Below are 21,134 nucleotides of genomic sequence, written 5' to 3'. Positions count from 1 at the left end.
TTAGTTGGGTGTCGCTATTCTTCGGACAACAATACTGATACGAAGGATAAGATAGCACGATGAAAGTGAAACTTTTTTTGGCCTCCGCACTGGTGGCATTTTCCCTCCCGGCGTCGGCCTATGATGCCGATCTGGCGAAAAAACTCGATGCTTTTTACGGCAAGCTGACGTTTGAAGCGTTTGCTAACAGTACGATCTTCCTTAAACCTGAAGCGTTTGTTGAGGCAATCCGGAAAGACCCCTCGATTGTCGTGATCGATATCCGCACCCCCGAAGAGCAGGCGTTTATCCGCTCGGGGTACCAAAACACCCTTTCGATCCCCCTTTCTGAGCTCTTCGAGGCGAAAAACCTCGATCAAATTCCTTCCGACAAGCGGCTGGTGATTCTGTGCCATTCGGCGACGCGGGCATTTCCGGCGGCGCTGAACCTCAAAATGCTCGGTTTTTCCAACGTGCAGGTTCTGGAACAGGGGATTGTCGGGATGGCGCAGGTGAGCGCACCGAAAACCTGCCCCGTGAAATAAAGGGGGCACGATGAACGATAAAATCGCCACATTGCGCCTCATCGGAAACATCGAAGGGTGGTCGTACCTGATCTTGCTGTTCGTCGCGATGCCGCTCAAATACATGGCAGGAATTCCCATGGCGGTCAAGATCGTCGGGATGGCGCACGGGCTGCTATTCATCGCGTTCGTCGCCGCGCTCGTCGCGGCGGCCGCCGCCCATCGCTGGAACTATTCGTTCAGCGCCATGGCGTTCGTCGCTTCGCTCGTCCCGTGGGGGACGTTTCTCCTCAACAAAAAACTGGCTCGGATGTAAGGGAAATCAGGGACCTTTCGATCCGATGCGATCGGAAACGACCCCCTGAAGCCACGACCCCAGCAGAATATAGAACGTCAGCACGATCGTAAAAAGCCACCCGAAATACTCCACCATCAGCGGCAGGAGAGGGATTTTGATCGATCTCGCATACAAAAACGCCACCAGATAGCCGTCCCTGATTCCCCGCTCTCTCATCTCCTGCAGCATCGGATACCACGCGTACATCGGTCCGTGGCTGAGAACACCGCTGGCGAGGGAGAGGAACCACCCTTTTTTGCCGCTGTCGGCCCCGAAATGTTTGACGAACCGGGCGGGTTTGAGAAAATAGTTGACGAGGGCGGTGATGAGGATCACAAGAGCGAAGATCGGCAAAAGGCTCCACACGATTGTGCCGCTTTTCTCCAGAGCCTTGAGGCCGCTGTGCGGATCGAATCCCCAAAGCACTCCGTAGGCGACCGCGACGCCGAGCAAAAACCAGATACCTTTGAAATCGGATAAATTCATGAGAGGGCCTCGACGCTCATGACGGTTGCGATCGAGATGAGAAAGGTGAAAACGAGGGAGAGGAGATTGCGCACGACGGTAAACCGGATGCCGAAGACGCTGATCTCAGCAGGTAGGCCGACGAGGCCCAGCGTCACCCATGAGAGGATAAAGGCGGTGATCGCGAACAGCGAAATCCCCTGTTCCAATAATTCTCCCCCGACCATATAGCCGATCGACGGGTTCCCTGAAGCGACCGCGCCGACGGCCGTCCCGATCACGGTATCGATCAGAACCCCGTGACCGAAGAGTGAGGCGATCATCTGCGGACTTACCAGCGTCTGGACCATCCCGACGAGGAGAATGACTCCCATCAACAGGGGAAGGGTCGCGGCAAAAGAGACCGCCGATTTTTTCAGCACTTTGAAGAAAGAGGGCGATGGCTCGGGCTTCATTTTATTTAATCTTCATCTTTATCCGTTGATTTATTATCGTCCTTAGGCTTCAGATATTCATATACGATCATGATCGCGACGAAGGTCACGGCCAGACTGATGGCTTCATTCATATTATACTCTCCCCTTAGTGGGAACTTTCCTCTTTTTCGAGGAACTTTTCCATCCGTGTAAAGTGGGCCATGTTGAACGCTGCGAACTTGTATCCCAGATAGATGATCAGCGGCCATGCGGCCAGCCAGATCAATGATTCGGTGTAGTCGATCATGACGATCTCCTTAATAGTGGTGTTCGCCCGAAGAGGTGATTTCCTCCTCGGTGATTTTGACCCGGTCCATCGCATGCCAGACGTAGGCGATGTAGGCGAGGACGAAGGGAACCATCAGCGACGCATACGACATCGCTGCAAGAGTATAGTGGCTTCCCGATGAATTTTCAATCGTGAGTGAATGCTGCAGGTCGTATACCGAGGGGTAGTACGACGTTCCGTTCAACCCGACGTTGAGCAGCAGGGCCATGACGGTAAGGACCGTTCCTATCCCGACGGTGAAGATGCAGCAGTTTTTCGCTTTGAAAACCGAGTTGAAAACGGCGACGAGAACCATCACAACGCCGAGGAGGAACATCGCCCCGATCCAGGGCAGTTCAATAAAGGTGCCCAGGTGCTTCATCGGGACCAGCGTGACGGCTTTGCTCACCGGATCGTACGCGAACCCGTCCTTGAACAGCACCCATCCTACGAATGCGAGGAAGAAGGGGAGAAAGTAGAGGATATTGCGTTTGATCATGGCGCGGGCGCGGTCACGGATCGGCTCATGGTCGATGTTGTTGAGAAAATACATTCCCCCGATGATCCGCACGAGAAAGATCATCGCAAAGGGGAGGAGGTAGTTCTGCCATACCGCCAGCGCTTCGAGGCCGCGGGTGGAACTCATCCAGTAGACGAAGTTGTTGTCGTCCAGCCGAAACTCCGCACCGCTGAAGAAGGTGCTGATTGCCGCCCCCAGTAAAAAAGTACCCAGATAGCCGTTGATCGCGAGGAACGTCTCATAGGTACGCGCCCCGAAAACGTTTCCGGCTTTGGTGCGGTATTCGTACGAGACGGCCTGAATGATGAACGTAAAGAGGATGGCGAGCCACACCCAGTAGGCTCCGCCGAAACTTGTCGCGTAAAAGAGGGGAAACGCCGCGAACAGTGCCCCCCCGAAAAGGACGAGGGTCGTGAACCCAAGCTCCCATTTGCGCCCCAGCGAGTTGACGAGCATCGTTTTTTCCGTTTCATTGCCGGAAAGTTGGTTCAGGAGCGTCTGTCCTCCCTGAACGAACATGATGAAGACAAACAGTCCGCCAAGCAAAGAGATGATGCTCCACCAGTAGATTTGCAGCTCGTGCAATGTTAGATTTTCAAACATCAGTGGCCTCCGTGGATGCCCTGCGCGATCTGGCGGAGCATGATTTTGATTTCGGCGATCAACAGTCCCGTAAAGAGGAGGGCGAAGAGCCAGAACGAGAGCTGGACGTTCCCCGCTTCGATCTGCGTCGCCGCGATGCCTACGGGAAGGAGATCCTGGATCGCCCAGGGCTGGCGTCCCACTTCCGCGACGATCCATCCCGCTTCGGCGGCGACGTAACCCAGCGGCAGCGAGAAGAGGGCTACCCACAGCACTTTGCGGAAGCGGGTGATGTCGTTGGCCATCAGCAGGTAGAGGACGACCAGGAACAAGACGATGAACCACATCCCCAGCCCCACCATGACGTGGAAACTGTAGAAGGTGATTGCGATGGGAGGAACGATATCGGTCGGTTTTTCGAGGTAGCCGTAACCGAAATAGCCCATGTATTGCTGGAGCTTTGCGTTCGCCGCGGCCATCGCTGCTTCGTCGCCCGCTTTTTTCGCCTCTTTGTAATCCGAGAGTGCTTCAACGACGATTTTCCCCTTGATCATTTTGGAGGCGGCGCTTTCGACGTTGTGCTCGGGGTTGCCGTACACCAGGTCGTCCAGTCCGGGGACAAAGGCGTCGACGTCGTGGTATCCCAGAAACGAAAGGGCGTAGGGAATCGTGACGTCGCCCAGAAATTCGGGCCGGTCGTCACCGATCTGTTTGTCGGGATTGAGGACGCCCCATGCGACGATTCCGGCGCGCTCTTCCCCTTTGTAAAGTCCCTCCATTGCGGCCAGTTTCACCGGCTGATGCTGGGCGACCTGGTAGGCCGATTCGTCCCCGCTCACCGCAAGGAAGATCGATACGAGCAAACCGAAGCTGGCTCCGACCACCATCGAGCGTTTCGCTTCGATGACGTCACGCCCTTTGAGAATCAGCCATGCCGAAACCCCGATCACGAACAAGGCGCCGATCACGTAGCCGCTGCCGATGGTGTGGAGGAACTTCGCCACCGCGACGGGCGAGAGGGCGACGTCCCAAAAGGAGGCCATTTCGTTGCGGACGGTGTCGGGATTGAACACCATCCCCACCGGGTATTGCATCCAGCCGTTGGCGACGAGGATCCAGAAGGCCGAGAGATTCGATCCGACCGCGACGAGCCACGTCGAGAGGAGATGGAAGCCTTTGGAGACTTTGTTCCATCCGAAGAACATGACGGCAAAAAAGGTCGATTCCATGAAGAAGGCCAATATCCCCTCGACCGCCAGCGGCGCACCGAAGATGTCCCCGACGAACCACGAATAGTTCGACCAGTTGGTTCCGAATTCGAACTCCATGATGAGACCCGTTGCAACCCCGATCGCGAAATTGATCGCGAATAGGGTCATCCAGAAACGGGTGATTTTTTTCCATTTCTCATCCCCCGTTTTCACATAGATCGTCTCCATGATCGCGACGATAAACGAGAGTCCCAGGGTGAGAGGGACGAACAAGAAGTGGTACAGGGCCGTCAGGGCGAATTGCGCCCGGGACCAGTCTACCAGTTCGCTGGCCATTGGTTCCATGGTGTTTCCTTTTTAGTGGTGTGAACAGCTCATCTGCGGCTGCATGAGGCTCAGCCTGTTCTCCAGAAAGGCCTGAAGGGACTGATGGACGTTGAAGGATCGGTTGTCGTGGTAAACCGCCAATCCCCGGCTAACGAAACCTTCCAGCGGAGAACCGCCGATTCCCGAAACGATCAACACGTCCGCTCCCAGGGTGCAGATGTTTTCGACCGCGCCGCCGCAGCCACTATCTGCGTGCCCTTCGTTTTTGACGACGAGGACGTCTTCGATATGGCCGTTATCGGCTACTTCGACGACGGTGTAGAAATTGGCCCGTCCGAAATGGGCATCCCGTTTCGAGAGGAGGCCGTGGTGTTCATTGGTCGGAAAAACGATTTTTTTTGACATTCAGTCACTCCTTGGTTAAATTTTCCAGCACATGAGCGCTGCGCTGCGCATCGGTATCGAACCGTGTGTTGAGGATATCGGGAAAAAAAAGAATTTTCATCACCCCGAACAGGATCAAGAGTTTAAGCGCGATCAGAAGCCAAAGCTGCCGCCCCACTTTCATGGCGCGGAAGCCTTCGATATACAGGTCGGCGATCCGGCGAAGCAGCGATGCTTCAGTAGCCATGCCGGTGGTGTCCGTGGTGATGGTGTTCCCCGCAGTGCTGAAGATGAAGGTGCTCTTCTTTACGGTGGCGGTGCGGGCGTTCGACGTATTCGGCCATGTTGTCCGAGGTTACCCGGATAAGGGCGCCGTTTTTCATAAATTCGAGCGCTTCGGGGAGGAGGATGCGTCCATGCCCGGCATGGTAGCATTCAATCCCGGCGGAACTGAGCATCAGGTAGGGATTTCCACCCATATCCTGGAATACGACGCGGGTGACACCGCTTTTTTTGAAATGGTTGACCACTTCACGGCCGCTTTGAAGGGTGTTGTGCCAGAAAGTGATCTCTCCGGTTTTATCGATCAGGGCAAACCATTTGGCTTTGCCGAACAAGGGCGCGACGGCGCTTTGAGGGGTTTCGGTTTTGACGGGTATAGCGATCATGCTAAATCCTTTATAATGATTTTCACCCATCTTGAAACGGTCTTTACTCATTGCGCGCCGAAACCTTTCCGGCGGGTTTTCCAAAATGGGCATAAGTGACATCTGCGAAGGAGGAAACAGATGTCGCTTATAACCACTCTTTCAGGCAGCCGTAAACGACGAGACTGATCATAACGGTTAATGGTAAACGTGACGAATTATTAATAAATATGTTCATCCGATGTTGCAGTATTGTAATAAAACGTTTACCATTTGTTAATATCGACATGCTGTAATTTAACATATGTAAAATAAAAAGATTATTAAGCAATATTTATCATTTGTATAATTCAGAATGCATTAGCGGTATTTAGCCACAAAGTCCGTTTAAGGTGGGCTTGGGAAAAAAACGTTTATGATTTACAAATGTAAAAAAAGGTTCAGTATGAGCAAACAACGCAATTATTCCGTCAAACCGACCTGTCTGTCGTTCGGCCCTTTGACCTGTAAGCCCAAAGAGATGCTCCCGCTGTCGGCGGACGAGTTCGAAGCGATGGTGCTGGCCGATTTCAAGGGGCTGTACCATGAGGAGTGCGCGGCGGCGCTGGGGGTATCGCGTCCCACTTTTGCGAAGCTGGTCAAGCGGGCACGCAAAAAAATGGCCGAGATGGTGATGTACGGCAAGGGAATATCGCTCACGGAAGAGAAAAAAAGTTTCACCGTCGTTTTCCCCACGAATACCCGTTCCGAAGTCCATCCTTATTTTCTCACGGCGAAGCAGTTTGCTTTTGCCAAGGTGGACAACGGCTCCATCGTTTCGATCGTTTATAAAGAAAATCCGATCTATCGGGAGCTTACGGACAAAGGGGTCGAAATCGTTGACGATTCGACCGCAGCCGGGTTGGCGGCCGGGCGGATCATCCCTCCGCTGCTCAAAGGAGCCGATCTGCTGGTCGTGCGCAGTATCGGCGAGGGAATACGCCGCAACATCGAAGGGAGCGGCATCAACGTCGAAATGACCGATACCGTCGATATCGATACGGTTGTGGGCAAGATGATCTGAAAAAAAACTTCCGCGATCAAAACGGGATTCGAAGGGAAAATGAGACGTTTCTTCCCGTCCCCAGCGCATACCCTTTGTAGGTATCGAGAAAATCGCGGTATTCCGTATCAAAGAGGTTGTCCACTCTGATCCCCAGCCGTGCCGTGCGATCCATCATCGAAACGTCACTCTCGTATCCGATCCCCCATAAAACGTAACCGGCCGTATCGGCGGAACCGAAAGGCATCGTATTGTACTGCGCGAAAGGTTCATGCGCTCCGGCGGCTTGTTGATCGTCGACGGCTTTGAGGTGTACCGAGGCGGTATTGTTTTTGACGTTTCCGAAAGTTCCGAGGTTGTAATGGAGCCCAAGGCGCATATTGTTGGCGGGCATCATGGTCAAATCGCGGTCGTTGGCGGTGTCTTTGCCTTCGATGATCTCGAAAGCCCCGTCGAACCGGAGGGCATCGCACGGGCGGGTTTCGAACGCGAATTCGATTCCCTGCATGCGGGCATCGGTTTGACGATTCGTCATTTCGGCCATTCGTCCGGTGCCGGCAGAGGTAAAGCGTACCCCTGCGGTGTTGCGGTAGTATCCCGTATTGGCCAGGTAGATGTAATCGTCGATGTAGGTACGATAAAGGGTGAACGAGGCTTTGGTCGTTTCATCTTTATAGCGCAGCGAGAGGTCGCCCCCCAGCGTCGTCTCTTCGCCCAGATCCGGATTCCCGGTCTGGTATGCCTGCACTCCGCCGTGTACGCCGTCGGCGTAGAGTTCGAAAATGCTCGGCGCCCGGAACCCGCGTGAGATATTCACGGCGACGTTCCAGCGAGGATCGATTTTGTAGGTGGCTCCGATGGAACCGCCCATCGCCGAAAAGCGGCGGTTCCCCTCAGCCGTTTCTTTTGCTTCGATGTCGCGGGTGTCGTAGCGCAAGCCCCACTGTAAGACCCATCGTTCCAGATCGGCTTCCTCGAACAGGTAGATCGACTGCCCCGTTTCATCCGCATCGGGAACGAGATGCCCCGCCCGTACGTTTTGTTCTTTGTCGTAACCCTCGATACCGATCTCACCGTCGAATATACCGATTTGGGGATGGACCAGAGCGAGTTTCGCGTCGAGCCGGTCTACTTCGATGTCCAGATCGATATTTGAAGCGTTCATCGATTCATAGGGAACGTTGGTTGCTGCCTTTCGGCGGTTGAGGGTGCGGGAAACGGTAGGTTTGACGATCCATTCTCCCGCCAAAAACTCTCCTCTCAACTGCGTTTCGTTGTTGGAGAGATCCTGCCCCGCGGAAGCTACGGCATTATACGACGGTGCGGAACCGTGTCCCAGGTAGTTCTGGTAGCTTTGCCAGTAGGTGTGCTGCAAGGAGACGTTGCCCCAGTCGTCCGTGTAGCCGATCGCCGCGAGGACCGAGGTCGTTTCGAAATCGGTATAGGGGAGCTCTCCGGCAAAACGGGGAAGGGTTCCGGGGGTTGTCGGGCTTCCGAGCGCCCATGTGTCGGAAGTCGGAGTGTGGAGGTTTCCGGCTTTTCGTTTCGTAAATCCCGCATTTACCCCCAGTTTGCCCGACGCGGCCTGGATTTTGACGCCGCCGAAGCGTTCGTCGTTATTGGTGTGGTATTCTCCGAGCACATCGCCTCGGACTTCGCTCTCCCCCTCTTTGGCGTAGAGAAGTTCGGGGGAGAGGAGGTTAACGACCCCTCCGAGGGCATCGGAACCGTAGAGTACCCCCTGCGCTCCACGGATCACTTCGATCCGTTCGGCTAGGAAAGGCTCGGTGTTGGAAATATGACGGATTCCGTAGGTCTGGAAATCGGTCGCGTTGCCGTTTGAGAGTATTTTTACCCGTTCGCCGTTCATTCCACGGATCACCGGTTTACCCGCCTGAGAACCGGTTGAGAGGTTGTTGACGCCGGGAATGTCTTCGAGTATCGCACCCAGCGATGAGGTCGATTTCGCAATGATATCGTCACGCTCGAGCGCATCGATTTGGGCGGGGACGTCGAACGCGTCGTGTTCGTGGATGGGCGATGCCGATACGGTGATCGCTTCGATCATCAGATGTTCGGATGAAAGTTCATCGGCCAGCAGTGCGCCGGCGGCAAAAATGGATAGTAGTGTTTTGTTCATGGAAATATCCTGATCGTAATAAAGTGGGTTTGGCTGAAGAGGGATCAGAAAAGGGGAGGAGATCGGTTGCGGCAGTTGAGCGACGAGGTATGAAAATAGGAGGTTGCAGGGTCGGAAAAGATATCGTAGACCGATTCCACGACAGCGGCAACGACGGGATCGTCAAGCAATGCGGGGGCATGCGCAAGCAGACACACTTCGCACGTTTCGTCATGGTGATGGTCGTGGTCGAGTTCGTGCGCGACGGTGGCGAAAAGGGAAAGAATAAAAAGGAGAGCAAACCATTTACGGAGACCGCGCAAATCCTTTTCCCCTTTCAAAAATAGGTGGGAAATGATAGCGGCGGGGCTATAAATATTTGATAAAGTAAACAATCTTATCAAATAAATGAATCTATGAAAGGCGCAGTGACTGTTTTATCCATTGTTCCATGGCGACATTGATGGCGCTCATGGGAGCTTCGAGGAAGGAGAAAACAAAATTGTCTCCCATGTCGGCTACGCCGATCGATCGGGGGCGAGCGGCCATCATCTGGGGATTGGGAAGTTTCTGGCCGAAGCAGAATACGACCATTTTGGCCGCTTTGATGGCTGGATTGATCTCTCCGCCCAGGCGGTCGGTATGGGCATAATGGTCAAAATCGGCAATGTAGGCGGCGACGGGATCGGCGGCGATTTGGTTTTTGAGATTGTCGATGATCTCGTCAACGGTAGAAAAGAGGGATTCGTTTTTCGAAACTTCGAGGGTATAGATGGGGTATTTTTCCATAAAAGTAGTTTGTGTCATTGTTTGCTCCATTGCAGTTTTTCGATGAGTGTGTCATGAATCGTTTGGATCATGGCGGGAGAAGGTTCCCCCTTGTAATCCATCTGGGCGCGGGCGATCGTGCGGCCGTTCTCAAAGATCGTGATCCGGACGTAGCCGTCGAAATCGCTTCCCAGCGCTTTTGCAGAGGCGCTGCTGCACGCGGCGCGGTGGACGTAGACCTCGATTTTGGTCGTACTGTCGGAATCCGTTTTCAGGTCCGTTTTCAGATTCCCGCTCAGATCGATGACCTGCACCGATGAGGGGGGATGGCCGATCCGGGAGGGATCGGTGATTTCGCTGTAGATTTCTCTCTCCATGCATCCGCCGAGGATGAGGGCAGCGATCAGTGGGATGAGAAATTTCATCACATCCCCGGAATGCGGGGGATATACCCCATTTTGGAGAGTTTGTAGTACCATCCCCAGAAGATTTTGAGCCAGTGGCCGACGATCGGCATCGGGATCAAAAGCGCTTTTTTGTCATCGCGGTAGACGAATCCGGCCCCATTGCCCATATCCATGACGCAGAGGATGTTGAGATGGTCCTGATAGGTTTTTTTCTCTCCCGGTTTGAACCCGGCGTCGATCGCGCTGTTATGTGCGGCGTTACGGGCCATGACTTCGGCGATGTGACCTTGTTTGGCTTTCCACTCCGGTCCTTCGAGCGCCGCGGCGTCACCGACGGCGTACCATCCCTTGACCCCCTCGATTTCGCAGTAGTTGTCGATACGGATGAAACCGGCACCGTTTTGGGGAAGATCGCTGTTTTTGATCAGATCCATCCCGTCGCCTGCGGGGATGAACATGGTCAGGTCGCTCTCGAGCCGGCTGTCGTCTTCGAATACGACCGCTTTTTCTTCGAACCGTTTGATTTTTTTGCCGTATTGGGCACCGAAACGGTTACGCTTGAACATCATGTCCATCAGCTTGAGGGCTTTTTCTCCCATCCGTGCTCCCGGCGAGGCCATCGGTGCGAAGAAGGTCATTTCGAACTTGTCGCGGATTCCGAGTTTCTCGAGATGGTGGTGAAGGTTGAAAAACAGTTCGAACCCCGGTCCCCCGCGCACCCCGCTGGGATCGTTCGGATTGCCGCCGAAACCGAAGGCGATTTTTCCTCCCCCTTTGGCCACGAGCGCTTCGATTCGATCCTTGAGTAACAGCGATTGTTCGGGCGCACCGCAGATCGAGAGGGTGTGCTCAATCCCGTCGTGTTTGGTTTTGGCTGCACCGATCGCAATGACGAGGTGATCGATCCGTCGAGTTTCCCCCGATTCGAACGTAACCGTTTTATCGCTTTGGCGGATGGCGGCAACGCGTTCAACGGTGAGTTTAAAACCGTGGCGTGCGGCAAGTTTGTCCAAAGGGAACGCGACGTCGTCGAAACTTGCGGTGCGAACCGGAATCCAGATCGCGGTCGGATAGATGAAGACGTAGCTCCGGTCGCTGATGAGTTCGACGTCGAACCCCTCTTTACGGTAATAGATCGCGGCTTCGACCCCGGCTATCCCGCCGCCGAGTATGGTGACGTGCTTCATGCGGTCTCCTTTTGCGTCAGGGGAGAGAGGTTGAACTGGTCTTTATGCAGTTCGATGTAATTTTCGGGGGTGATCTCTTTTAGCGAACCGTTTTGGAATTTTTTGATGAGTGAACCGATCGAAACGGGCTCCTGGGCGGTCTGGTAGACACGAATCCCGTAACTTTTCAACAAAATGAACGCTTCGAGCGAAATGCGGTGGGTGATCAGCACGTCGATGTCCGAAGCGATCAAAGAACGGGCAACGTCTTTTTTCCGGGTCGCGTCGAGCGTGATTGAATTATTGTCGGTATCTTCGGTAATAATAATAAAGCGCCGGATGTTTTCATTCAGATCGGAAGTATTGGCGTCGAGAATATCATGGAACAGTTGGATGGCGATAGTCATAATCTCTCCTTTTTTTAAAAATCAGGCACAATTATAGTTCTATTGACGTATAAAGTCAAGTAAACTAATTAGTTTTATCGTCAGATTCTCCAAGTTGCCACAGATCCAGCTTGTGCAGATGGGAATGGCGATAAAATTATTAATATAATAGCTATTTATGATAATATTAACTTCAGATTATATTTATATTTGCGGTAGTACCATTTCCGTTCTAATTCACAGACCTGACATATTAAGGATGCAATAATGAAAACATGGACAACTACGGCAAAAGCAGCAGTGCTTGGAATCTTGGTAATGACTTCTGCGGCACACGCGGACGCACAAAAAGGGATCAAACTCTACCAAAAGAACCTCAAAGAGACATGCGGTATGAGCGGTGCGGTATTCGCCGCCAAATTCAAACAGGCAGAGTGGGACAAAGCCTACAAAGCGGGCAAACTGAGCCAGAAAATGACCGAAGCGTGCCCTAAAGGGAAGGCGTTCTTCGAAGGGGACAAATACAAAAAAGTCGAAGAGCACCTGTATGATTTTGTACATGAATACGCAAAAGACAGCGGTAACATCCCTTCTTGCTGACAGACGTTCACGGGCCTTTTGGGCTCGTGTCACCACTACTCTCTGATCCTTCCGCACCTCCCCCACAGATCCTTGGCCTCTTCAAACCTGACGCGGGATGCGTAAGCGCAGAAAAACAACCTAAGGAAGAATGAATGAAAAAGAGAACTTTTTCTTTGCTTGCCGCGATGGCGGTTACTGGCAACCTGATGGCTGACGAAGCGGCTCTTCAGGCGCAGATCCAGAAGCTGATGGAACGGATCGAACAGCTCGAAAAAGCCCAGGGGCTTATGCAGAACGAGACGAAAACGACGCTGGATCAAACCCGCACGACGTTGCAGGAGATCAAGGAAGAGCAGACCGCCCAGAGCGATATGCTCTCCCGGGTCAATGCCCAGAGCGCGAACGACAACATCAAATGGGATATCGATTTTCGCTCGGCCGTCCATAGCGTAGGATACGCCTACACCGATCATGCGCGCAACCGGACGAAAATCAGCGGCAATACCTACAGCAGCGCCTACAACAGCGGCGCCGATGCGGGAAAATCGCACACCAACCCGTCGTTGTTCACCAACCGCCTGTGGCTTGGGATGGGATCAAAAGTCAACGACGACCTGTTTTTCTACGGCCAGCTGGCGGCGTATTACAACTGGGGTGCAGACACCGCCGCGGCTGAAGATAAAATCTGGCAGGAAAGTTCGCGTCCGAACGATGTCGACATTCGCCTGCGCCAGGCTTATTTCGTTTACAAATTCGGTACCGACTGGGATGTTCCGATGAGTGTCAGTGCCGGACGCCGTGCCGCGTCGGACGGTTTTCTGGCCAATCACCGCGAGGGTAACGCCAAGCCGGGATCGCCGCTGGCGCACATCACCAATATGGAAGTCGACGCAGCGATGGTACAGTTTGACCTGGACCGGGTGTTTTTGCCCGGATCGTACCTCAAAGTGGTTTACGGACGCGCGCACGACCCTGCGGACCGCAGCGTTACGACGAACCCCTACATCGATACCGCCGCCGAAGACAACCAGGTCGATTTTCTCGTGTTGCCGATGTCGGTTTACGATGACGGGCAGCATAAGCTGATGGCCCAATATTCGGCGATTTTCAACTCCAAAGGGGAAAAACCCTCCGCAGACGGAACGACGACGGAGATCAAAACCGCATCGGGCACGACCCATTTGGCGGCGGTTTCCTATCAACTCGACGGTCTGAGCGACGAGAACGAATTTTTAGAAGAGTCGACCCTTTTCGTGAGTACCGCGATGAGCATGACCGATCCCGATCAGGGGTACCGGATGCTCGGTTCGGCCGAAAACAAAACCGGATACAGCTTCTGGGCCGGGTTCGTGTTTCCCGACCAGATTACCGAAGGGGGACGTTTTGGCCTGGAGTACAACTACGGCAGCAAATACTGGACGCCGATGACGTGGGCCGAAGATTCGACGATCGGATCGAAAATCGCTACGCGCGGAAACGCGTACGAAGGGTACTGGAACATACCGATTGTCGGCAAAAACCTCACGGCTCAGCTGCGCTATACCTATCTCGACCATCACTACCGTGCCAATACGACGTGCTACTGGGACAACCCGTTGGTTCAGAACCTCGATCACGCGCAAGAATTCCGTGCATTCGTACGTTACAAATATTAAGGATTGAAGATGTCTAAACTTGATCAGAACGGATATGTAAAAATCGTTTCGGGTATGAGCCGCCGGGACGCGCTCAAGATGATGGGGCTTTCCCCGATTGCCGCGGGGGTCCTGGCATCGTCTTCGGCCCCGGTCGAAGCGAAGGCTTCCGACGCCAAAGGGAAAATCGTTATCGTCGGCGGGGGTGCGGGAGGAATCATGGCAATGGCCCGATTGCGCCGCGCGCTCAGCGAGCCTGATATTACGATCATTGCTCCCAACGAGGTCCATCTCTATCAGCCCGGCCAGGTATTCATGGCGGCAGGCGAGTATACCCATGAAGATATCGTCGGCTCCAATCTTGATCTGATCCCAGACGACGTCAAATGGATCAAAGACGAGGTGGCCCGGTTCGAACCTGACAACAATCGCGTCGTCACCCGCGGGGGCGAGAGCGTAACGTACGATTTTCTGGTCGTCGCGACGGGGCTCGTTTACCATTACGAGCAGATCGAAGGACTAAGTATCGACATGATCGGTAAAAACGGGATTTCGAGCGTCTATCTCAACGATCTGGAAAAAGGGACCGCCGAGGGCGGGACGATTACGTGGAAATGGTTCAACGACCTCAAACAAGCGGCCCAGAAAGGAAAACCGCGCGTTATCTGCACCCAGCCCGCGACGCCGATCAAGTGCGGAGGGGCACCGCAGAAAATCCTTTATCTCGCCGATGATTTCCTCAAGCGCGAGGGCCTTGACGCCGATTTCGTTTTCGCTCTTAACGGGGACAAGCTTTTCGGCGTTCCCGAAGTGAATGAGACGTTGGCCAAAGTGGTTCAGCCCCGTTACGGAAACATCACGAATAAGTTTACCCACAATCTCGTCGCTATCGACGCCGAGAAGAAAATTGCGACCTTCGAAACGAAAAAATATACGCAGGGAGCATACGATGAAGATCTCGAAGAGTACGAAATGATCGAAGAGATCGTCCGCGTTCCGATGCAATACGATTTTATCCACATCGTTCCGCCGATGAGCGCTCCCAAAGCGGTCGTCGAATCTCCGCTGGCCTGGCAGCAGGGGAGTGCGCAAGGGTGGCTGGAGGTGGATCGTGAAACGCTCCAGCACACGCGATATCCCAATGTCTTCGGTATCGGGGACGTTTGCGGCATTCCGCTGGGCAAAACCGGGGGAAGCGCCCGTCACCACGGCCCGATCATGGTGGCCAACCTGATTGCGCAGATGGAGAAAAAAGAGTTGACCCAGAAATTCGACGGCTATACCGTTTGCCCGCTCAAGACGCAGTACGGCAAGATCATCCTCGCCGAGTTCAACTACGAGGGGGCGGCTCCTTCGTTCCCTCTCGCGGTGGGCGAAGAGCGCTGGATCTGGTGGGCGTTCGACCTCTACATGCTCAAGCCGATGTACTGGCACCTGATGATGCGGGGATTGATGTAAGATGGCGCGACGGGTGCTGCGCGAAATGTTCCTGTTCGTCGCCGTCTTGACGATTATGGCGTTGATGCTTCATCCCGATCTTCTCATCGCTCCGGCGGAGCGGTATGAGCGGATGCACGCCTCGGGCAGTTGTTTGCATCCTTTGCTCTATGCGGGGGGAATATACCTTCTTCTCTCCCTTCTCCGCGGCATCCGCTATCTTCTTTCTTCTTTTTTTACCAAAAACGGCTGAAATACCGTCCCATTAGAATCAGTGATGATCCTCGTCGTGGGCGTGCTCGAGAATCTCCTGCACGGCTTCTTCGCTCACTTCGACGATCTCTTCGACACGTCCTTCGAATACAAGATTTTTTCCCGCCAGAGGATGATTGGCATCAAGGGTAGCATGTCCGTCGGCAATGGCAGTGACAACGTAGAGGACCGTGTCGTCGGGATTTTCTTCGATGTAGCCATCAATCTCCATTCCCACTTTGATCTCTTCGGGGAGCTCGTCGAGCGATTCGGTAAGGACGAGATTGGCGTCGAATTCGCCGAACGCCTCGGCCGCGGGGATCTCGACGCGGAAAGTGTCGCCGACTTTTTTCCCCTCCAGCGCCTCTTCGAGAGGTTTGAAAATCTGCCCGTATCCGCCGTGAAGATAGATGAGTTCCTGGCTATCTTCGAGGAGGTTGCCTGAGGTTTCGCTGAGGCGGCAATCGAGGGTGACGATGGTGTTTTTCGTGATGGTCATGGGGTTTCCTTAGGCTCATGGATGGGAAGCAGAATCGGATTGAACGCTTTGGTCGAAATTATAGCGTGTTCCCCGATCGTGAGGCGTGAGGCTTCTTCCGCCGCCGTAACGGTGCGAACGATAGAAGAACCTACCAGCAGCGTCACGACGCAGACGGGGAAATCCTCCTCGATTTTGAGCACTTCTCCGACCAGCTGGAGTTTGCCGCTGAGGGTTTGGGAGCTGAAAAACTCCATCGGCGGACACACCCGGACGATACGGCCCCTCTCTACGGCGGCGAGACGCTCGGAGAGTCTGACCGTCTCGGCGATGTCGTGGCTCACCAGCAGTGTACTGACTCCCATCCGTTCGTGGATCAGGGAGAGTTCGTTTTGGAGTTTGGCACGCATGGCGGGATCGAGCGCGGAGAGAGGTTCGTCCAGCAGCAGGATTTTCGGACGGCGTACGAGGGCGCGGGCGAGGGCAACGCGCTGTTTCTGTCCTCCTGAGAGGGTGTCGGGACGGCGTGCGGCGAGGTTTTCAAGTTCGACCAGCGTTATGAGCTCGTCCACCCCTTTTTTCTGCTCGGCGGTTTCGGCGGCAAAGAGGAGGTTTTCCCGTACGCTCATGGTGGGGAAGAGGGCGTAGTCTTGGAAGACGAATCCCACGCTCCGTTTCTGCGGCGGGAGATTGATCTTCCGGTCCGAATCGAACCACGTTTCGCCCGCTACTTCGATCCGGCCGGTATCGGGAGTTTCGAGTCCCGCGATGCAGCGCATCAGGGTTGTTTTTCCGGCACCCGAGGGGCCGAAGAGGGTCAGGAACTCCCCACTGCCGATCGAGAGGTTGAAAACCGCCTCCATCGGTCCCTCGGCGGTATTGAGGTGTTTGGTAATATTGATCAATATCATCGGATGCCGCCCAGGGATTTTTTGTTAAGGGTGTAGACGAGCAGCAATATCGCAAACGTCACCGCGAAGAGGGTGAGTGCGTATTGGTGAGCCATCGCGTAGTTGAGCGACTCGACCTCGTCGTAGATTGCGATCGAGGCGACGCGGGTCTCGCCCGGGATATTCCCACCGATCATCAGGATCACGCCGAACTCGCCGACCGTATGGGCGAACGCGAGGACAGTCCCCGAAATCAACCCGCTTCGGATCATCGGCAAGACCACCCGCGTCATCGTTGTCAGTTTCGATTTGCCCAGCGTGTAGGAGGCTTCGAAGACGGAGCGCGGAACCCCGGAGAGGGCCGACTGTATCGGATGAACCATGAAGGGGAGGCTGAAGAGGACCGAACCGATCACGAGCCCCTCGAACGAAAATGCCAGCCGTATGCCCTGTTCGGTTAAAAACTCCCCAAGAGCCGACGCGGGGCTGAACGCAAGGAGAAGATAAAACCCCAGGACCGATGGAGGAAGGACGAGCGGCATGGAGACGATCGTCTCGACGACGCTTTTGAAGCGCACGGTGCCGTATGCCAAGTATGCGGCGAGCGGAATCCCGATCAGCAGGAGAATCAGCGTCGTGACGGATGCCAGTTTGAACGTCAGCACCATCGTTTGAAAAAAATCAGCTTCCATGCGTCTCCCTGAGCAGCGAAATTTCAGAGGGCTGAACCATCCAGCCGACGTTATCCCCTTCACGGATATCGAGGGAATGGAAGGTAAGTGTCGGCACCAGCGCACGGACGGTCGTATCGCGGTAGGAGAGGGTAACGTGGGAGAGGATGATTCCCCTTTCGATTGTCCGGACTCTTGCGCGCGCGCGGTTTGCGGTCGAAGCGGCCGTTTCCGGGGAGAGGATGACTTCGGTTTCTTTGAACGCTACGGTGACGTCCGCACCGACGGTGGCGTCGGAGACTTCGGCGAGAAGGAGATGAAAAGTGTCGTCCCCGACGGCGACGCTGAGTATGCTGAGGTGCTCGGAAGCGGTGATGGCGGCAATTTTGGCAGAGAGAATATTCATAACGGCTCGATCCTCACTTTGATATCGGCAGGTTGTGCACTGTAGGGCGATGAGGTGACGATCATATCTACCCCCGTCGCGGCGTACTCGGCGATGTTTTTGGCACTGATCCCTCCGGTGGCAATGAGGGTCATGCGGGGATAATCGGCACGGAGGATGCGTACGGCATCGGCGAGCTTGCTAAGGGGAAATTTTTCCAGCTGGAGAATGTCGGCTCTGAGGCGGGCAAATTTGAGCGCCTCGGCGATGTCGGCGGCTTCGATGACGATTTTCTTTTCGGGATTGGCTTTTTTGGCACGGTTGAGCGCTTCGGCAAATGCCTCTTCCGCAGGGAAAAAGACGCGGTGATAATCAAAGATCAGTATGCTTTCCGAAAGTCCGAGACGGTGAGCGATCCCGCCGCCCGATTCGACCGCTTTGATGGCGATTTTTTTTGTAAACGGGGTCGTTTTGCGGGTGGTGGCGACCACTATATCAGGATTGATACTGCGTGCCAAGAGTACCGCTTCACGGGTATAAGTGGCGATCCCGCTTGCGTAATCGAGGAGGTTTTGCACGGACTTCCAGATACGGTGTATCGATCCGGCTTCGCCGTGCGCTTCGAGAAAAACGCTTTGGGGCGGGACGAGCGAGCCGGATTTGACAAAACCGTCGATCTCCAATCCGTACAGTCCGCACAAACGCACTGCCTCTTCCATGCACGAGACGACGAGAGGACGCTCACGGGTCGCGAAGGTGATGCGCGTGCGCTGGTCATTGATTCCTAATGAAGCGGTGGTCAGGTCACCGTAGGGGACGTCTTCGGCGAGGAGTGCTTCGAGTTCAGCGTCGTTAAGAAGGATCATTTTGAGGTCTCCCATGCGATAAAAGCCCAGCGCACCGGACGCGGCGGACGGTTCTCGCCGACAACGATCCGGTTGTAGTATTCTCTGGCTTTGTCCTGCTGTTCTTTCTCCAGACTTCCGATGCTCCAGATCAGCGATTGGACGAATTCTTCTTCGCTGCCGGCGCGCACGCTGCCGCGTCCGGTCTCGATGTAATCGACGCGGGGGAGAAATCCCGCTTTGTACAATAGCAGGGGGATATACCAGTAGTCGGGTTTTGTTCTGACCGTTTTGCCGATGTAATCGAGGATATTCATGTCGACGAAGCTGCCGCCGACTTTGTAGGTGAGATAACATGCTTTGGAAGCGATAGCGGACATTTTAGAGAGTGCCGCATCCAGATCGGGGACTTCCATCGAGCGTGATGCCACGGCGACGTCGACGGGAGGCAGAGCGCCCCAGTCGTCTTCCCAGCCCAGATGGTAGGTCGTGATGTTGGTGATCCCTTCGCGCGCGGCGTATGCTTCGAGCTCGTCGAGCATGCCGCGCGAAAAGTCGACGGCGATCACGTGTCTGGCCTTTTTGGCCAGCGGTACGCTCAGCGCTCCGGGACCGCAGCCGATGTCGAGTACCGTTTCGTCTCCGTTCAGTTTCATTCGCGAGATGAACTCTGCCACATACGGACTGTTGATCGTCGATTGCGCCATATCTGAGGATTTTTCGTCCCAGTCGCTGCTGCTTTTGGATTTGAAATCGGTGGCGGCTTTGTGCTTGCGGTACATCTGCGCGAAATCGATGGGTTCAAGAAACATTCATGGCCTTTTTTGATATTTTATTATATCGAAAACGATCCGTTACCCGGATAGTCAGTATGGGCATTCTTTAGCCGGTTTGGCGTATTCGGGATTGTTGACGAAGGTCGTATCGCTTAGGACATCGATAAAAGCGATGAGGTCGTCGATTTCCTGATGATTCAAGGTTAGATTGATTTTCAAATCATGTTTCCGGATCGCATCGGCAAGTGTTTTGGCGCTGCCGTCATGCCAGTACGGAGCGGTCAATGCGGCGTTTCGCAAGCTCGGCGTTCGGAAGAAGTTTTTATCTTTCAGATTGCCCGTAACATCGGAAAGACCGTAGTCTTGTATGCGGTTCTCGGGTTCGGGATTTTTGGGCTGTACATCATGAAAATCATCATCACTGAATAGGGGAGCGCTATGGCACGTGTTGCATTTCGCCGCTCCGAAAAAGAGTTTTTCCCCCGCACGAGCCTCTTTTGTCGGCAATGGAAGATTTTTTTTACTCACGCGATCATAGAGTGAATCGTAAGAGATGAATGTTTTTTGAAAGCTTTCCAATGCTCTGGAGACGGTACCGATATGGATTGAGCCTTTTTCTTTTGGGAATGCGCGCAAAAAGAGTTTTTGATAGCACTCGTTTTGACCCAGCCGTTTGCCTATTTCAGCCTCATGGCCGTTCATACCCATCTCGACAGGGTCGGTTCCCCGCATCGGCATCAACGATTGCTCCGCCAAGCCGCTGAGGCGATTGTGCGCCCATGTGAGGTTTTTAAACGCTCCGATGTTGGCGAGTCCGGGGACGTTGCGTTTACCCGGATCGTCCAATGCCCCCGGATGGACTTGGTTACCGTCGGCAAAAGCACGCCGTTGTTCATGACAGGTAGCGCACGACATCGTGCCGTTGATCGAGAGATCCGCTTCGTAAAACAGCCGACGTCCCAGCTCGATTTGGGCTTTGCGCTCTGCGCTCATTTGGGGTGATCGGGCCTGCAACGCCGATTGGGCGGCGAGCAAGCCGATTACGATGGTAATGATCGTTCGTGTCATGGCTGTTGGCTCATTTGAGTTTGGTGACCAAGATGGCACTTGTCGTATCGGCTCCTGCGGAGAGCTGGAGGGTATAGGTGCCCGCTTCAAGTGCATAGTCCACCATTTTACGTATCCCTGAATAATCCGGTCCGTGGGAGTGTGCGACCGATTGTGATCCTTTGGCATCTTTGACCATCTCGATCCACGATGCGTTGGCCAGCACTACACGATAAAGCCCTTTTTCTTTGAGGATGATTTGAAACATCCCACCATAGCTCACGCTTCCCCCTTCGTTGGTTGGTCGGGCTACGTATTCGATTTTCGGAGTCGGGACTAAACCGACAAGCGATGCGGTATTGAGCGTGAGGGTTGCATTTGGAAGCTCTTGGGGATTTTTGGCTGAACCCACATAGGAGAGAGCTTTCCACGCTGAGAGTTCACTCGGCAGAACCGCCTCTTTTGCGAATAAGCTTGTAGCCAACAATAGAATGAGTAATCCGTTTTTCATGGTAATTCCTTGGTTGGA

29 protein-coding genes are annotated in these 21,134 nt (G+C 54.2%); 7 read left to right on the top strand and 22 right to left on the bottom strand.

Annotation, left to right across the window (positions count from 1 at the left end):
- Positions 1-59 precede the first annotated feature (59 nt).
- Both E0765_RS05545 and E0765_RS05540 read left to right on the top strand, forming a co-directional pair.
- On the top strand, positions 60-524 hold the full coding sequence (locus tag E0765_RS05545; protein WP_132812230.1) for a rhodanese-like domain-containing protein: 465 nt from the start codon (positions 60-62) through the stop codon (positions 522-524).
- A 10-nt stretch (positions 525-534) separates the two neighbouring features.
- Entirely contained in the window at positions 535-819 is a 285-nt protein-coding gene (locus tag E0765_RS05540; RefSeq protein WP_132812229.1) for a DUF3817 domain-containing protein, read from the top strand.
- A gap of 6 nt (positions 820-825) precedes the next feature.
- On the opposite strand, the gene E0765_RS05535 is transcribed toward E0765_RS05540, so the two are convergent.
- From E0765_RS05535 to E0765_RS05505, 8 genes are all read right to left on the bottom strand, one after another.
- The gene (locus tag E0765_RS05535; protein WP_132812228.1) at positions 826-1,326 is read right to left on the bottom strand and encodes a permease; all 501 of its coding nucleotides are present in this window, start codon (positions 1,324-1,326) and stop codon (positions 826-828) included.
- Positions 1,323-1,760: a permease gene (locus tag E0765_RS05530; RefSeq protein WP_132812227.1), complete on the bottom strand. Its 438-nt coding sequence runs from the start codon at positions 1,758-1,760 to the stop codon at positions 1,323-1,325. The genes E0765_RS05535 and E0765_RS05530 overlap by 4 nt, the downstream gene beginning before the upstream one ends.
- Before the next feature lie 127 nt (positions 1,761-1,887).
- On the bottom strand, positions 1,888-2,028 hold the full coding sequence (locus E0765_RS12480) for a hypothetical protein (protein ID WP_165921674.1): 141 nt from the start codon (positions 2,026-2,028) through the stop codon (positions 1,888-1,890).
- Positions 2,029-2,038: 10 nt separating this feature from the next.
- Entirely contained in the window at positions 2,039-3,172 is a 1,134-nt protein-coding gene (cydB, locus tag E0765_RS05525; RefSeq protein ID WP_132812226.1) for a cytochrome d ubiquinol oxidase subunit II, read from the bottom strand.
- Complete coding sequence (locus E0765_RS05520) at positions 3,172-4,707, bottom strand: cytochrome ubiquinol oxidase subunit I (RefSeq protein ID WP_132812225.1); 1,536 nt, start codon at positions 4,705-4,707, stop codon at positions 3,172-3,174. The genes cydB and E0765_RS05520 overlap by 1 nt, the downstream gene beginning before the upstream one ends.
- Positions 4,708-4,719: 12 nt before the next feature.
- Entirely contained in the window at positions 4,720-5,094 is a 375-nt protein-coding gene (locus E0765_RS05515) for a NifB/NifX family molybdenum-iron cluster-binding protein (RefSeq protein WP_132812224.1), read from the bottom strand.
- 4 nt (positions 5,095-5,098) lie between these two features.
- Positions 5,099-5,320, bottom strand: a complete 222-nt coding sequence (locus tag E0765_RS05510) for a DUF4492 domain-containing protein (protein ID WP_132812223.1) — start codon at positions 5,318-5,320, stop codon at positions 5,099-5,101.
- The gene (locus E0765_RS05505) at positions 5,310-5,741 is read right to left on the bottom strand and encodes a NifB/NifX family molybdenum-iron cluster-binding protein (RefSeq protein WP_165921681.1); all 432 of its coding nucleotides are present in this window, start codon (positions 5,739-5,741) and stop codon (positions 5,310-5,312) included. Before E0765_RS05505 ends, E0765_RS05510 begins: the two co-directional genes overlap by 11 nt.
- A gap of 424 nt (positions 5,742-6,165) precedes the next feature.
- Here E0765_RS05505 and E0765_RS05500 point away from each other — a divergent pair, with 424 nt between their 5' ends.
- Positions 6,166-6,783, top strand: a complete 618-nt coding sequence (locus E0765_RS05500) for a DUF134 domain-containing protein (protein ID WP_165921680.1) — start codon at positions 6,166-6,168, stop codon at positions 6,781-6,783.
- A 16-nt stretch (positions 6,784-6,799) separates the two neighbouring features.
- On the opposite strand, the gene E0765_RS05495 is transcribed toward E0765_RS05500, so the two are convergent.
- The 6 genes from E0765_RS05495 to E0765_RS05470 form a co-directional block, all read right to left on the bottom strand.
- Positions 6,800-8,902, bottom strand: coding sequence for a TonB-dependent receptor (locus E0765_RS05495; protein WP_132812220.1), 2,103 nt, complete (start codon positions 8,900-8,902; stop codon positions 6,800-6,802).
- 44 nt (positions 8,903-8,946) lie between these two features.
- The gene (locus E0765_RS05490; protein ID WP_132812219.1) at positions 8,947-9,204 is read right to left on the bottom strand and encodes a hypothetical protein; all 258 of its coding nucleotides are present in this window, start codon (positions 9,202-9,204) and stop codon (positions 8,947-8,949) included.
- 91 nt (positions 9,205-9,295) lie between these two features.
- A complete protein-coding gene (locus E0765_RS05485) occupies positions 9,296-9,688 on the bottom strand; it encodes a DUF6858 family protein (protein ID WP_132812218.1) in 393 nt (130 codons plus the stop codon).
- Positions 9,685-10,074: a hypothetical protein gene (locus E0765_RS05480; protein WP_132812217.1), complete on the bottom strand. Its 390-nt coding sequence runs from the start codon at positions 10,072-10,074 to the stop codon at positions 9,685-9,687. Before E0765_RS05480 ends, E0765_RS05485 begins: the two co-directional genes overlap by 4 nt.
- Complete coding sequence (locus E0765_RS05475) at positions 10,074-11,243, bottom strand: NAD(P)/FAD-dependent oxidoreductase (protein WP_132812216.1); 1,170 nt, start codon at positions 11,241-11,243, stop codon at positions 10,074-10,076. The genes E0765_RS05480 and E0765_RS05475 overlap by 1 nt, the downstream gene beginning before the upstream one ends.
- Positions 11,240-11,629 (bottom strand): NifB/NifX family molybdenum-iron cluster-binding protein, encoded by a 390-nt coding sequence (locus E0765_RS05470; protein WP_132812215.1) that lies wholly within the window; start codon positions 11,627-11,629, stop codon positions 11,240-11,242. Before E0765_RS05470 ends, E0765_RS05475 begins: the two co-directional genes overlap by 4 nt.
- Positions 11,630-11,875: 246 nt before the next feature.
- Between E0765_RS05470 and E0765_RS05465 the strand changes: the two genes are divergently transcribed.
- The 4 genes from E0765_RS05465 to E0765_RS05450 all read left to right on the top strand — a co-directional run bounded on the left by E0765_RS05465 (position 11,876) and on the right by E0765_RS05450 (position 15,514).
- Positions 11,876-12,208, top strand: a complete 333-nt coding sequence (locus E0765_RS05465; protein WP_132812214.1) for a cytochrome C — start codon at positions 11,876-11,878, stop codon at positions 12,206-12,208.
- Positions 12,209-12,342: 134 nt separating this feature from the next.
- Positions 12,343-13,845 carry a DUF3373 family protein gene (locus tag E0765_RS05460; protein WP_132812213.1) on the top strand — a complete coding sequence of 501 codons (1,503 nt, stop codon included), beginning with the start codon at positions 12,343-12,345 and terminating at the stop codon, positions 13,843-13,845.
- Positions 13,846-13,854: 9 nt separating this feature from the next.
- A complete protein-coding gene (locus E0765_RS05455; protein ID WP_132812212.1) occupies positions 13,855-15,282 on the top strand; it encodes an FAD/NAD(P)-binding oxidoreductase in 1,428 nt (475 codons plus the stop codon).
- A 1-nt stretch (position 15,283) separates the two neighbouring features.
- The gene (locus E0765_RS05450) at positions 15,284-15,514 is read left to right on the top strand and encodes a hypothetical protein (protein ID WP_132812211.1); all 231 of its coding nucleotides are present in this window, start codon (positions 15,284-15,286) and stop codon (positions 15,512-15,514) included.
- Between the two features lie 18 nt (positions 15,515-15,532).
- On the opposite strand, the gene E0765_RS05445 is transcribed toward E0765_RS05450, so the two are convergent.
- Genes E0765_RS05445 through E0765_RS12475 form a run of 8 tightly spaced genes read right to left on the bottom strand, consistent with a single transcriptional unit; the run spans position 15,533 to position 21,116 of the window.
- Complete coding sequence (locus E0765_RS05445; protein WP_132812210.1) at positions 15,533-16,012, bottom strand: peptidylprolyl isomerase; 480 nt, start codon at positions 16,010-16,012, stop codon at positions 15,533-15,535.
- The gene (locus tag E0765_RS05440; protein WP_132812209.1) at positions 16,009-16,902 is read right to left on the bottom strand and encodes a sulfate/molybdate ABC transporter ATP-binding protein; all 894 of its coding nucleotides are present in this window, start codon (positions 16,900-16,902) and stop codon (positions 16,009-16,011) included. Before E0765_RS05440 ends, E0765_RS05445 begins: the two co-directional genes overlap by 4 nt.
- Complete coding sequence (gene modB, locus E0765_RS05435; RefSeq protein ID WP_132812208.1) at positions 16,899-17,573, bottom strand: molybdate ABC transporter permease subunit; 675 nt, start codon at positions 17,571-17,573, stop codon at positions 16,899-16,901. Before modB ends, E0765_RS05440 begins: the two co-directional genes overlap by 4 nt.
- Positions 17,563-17,958, bottom strand: a complete 396-nt coding sequence (locus E0765_RS05430; RefSeq protein WP_132812207.1) for a hypothetical protein — start codon at positions 17,956-17,958, stop codon at positions 17,563-17,565. The genes modB and E0765_RS05430 overlap by 11 nt, the downstream gene beginning before the upstream one ends.
- Positions 17,955-18,803: a ModD protein gene (gene modD, locus E0765_RS05425; protein WP_165921679.1), complete on the bottom strand. Its 849-nt coding sequence runs from the start codon at positions 18,801-18,803 to the stop codon at positions 17,955-17,957. The genes E0765_RS05430 and modD overlap by 4 nt, the downstream gene beginning before the upstream one ends.
- Positions 18,800-19,594 carry a class I SAM-dependent methyltransferase gene (locus E0765_RS05420; RefSeq protein ID WP_132812205.1) on the bottom strand — a complete coding sequence of 265 codons (795 nt, stop codon included), beginning with the start codon at positions 19,592-19,594 and terminating at the stop codon, positions 18,800-18,802. The genes modD and E0765_RS05420 overlap by 4 nt, the downstream gene beginning before the upstream one ends.
- Before the next feature lie 54 nt (positions 19,595-19,648).
- Complete coding sequence (locus tag E0765_RS05415) at positions 19,649-20,626, bottom strand: cytochrome-c peroxidase (RefSeq protein ID WP_165921678.1); 978 nt, start codon at positions 20,624-20,626, stop codon at positions 19,649-19,651.
- A 10-nt stretch (positions 20,627-20,636) separates the two neighbouring features.
- Complete coding sequence (locus E0765_RS12475) at positions 20,637-21,116, bottom strand: hypothetical protein (RefSeq protein WP_165921677.1); 480 nt, start codon at positions 21,114-21,116, stop codon at positions 20,637-20,639.
- Positions 21,117-21,134: the final 18 nt, after the last annotated feature.

This window comes from Sulfuricurvum sp. IAE1, from assembly GCF_004347735.1.
Lineage (GTDB): Bacteria > Campylobacterota > Campylobacteria > Campylobacterales > Sulfurimonadaceae > Sulfuricurvum.
The sequence above is the reverse complement of the archived record's forward strand: the minus strand, read 5'-3'. Positions and strand labels throughout refer to the sequence as shown.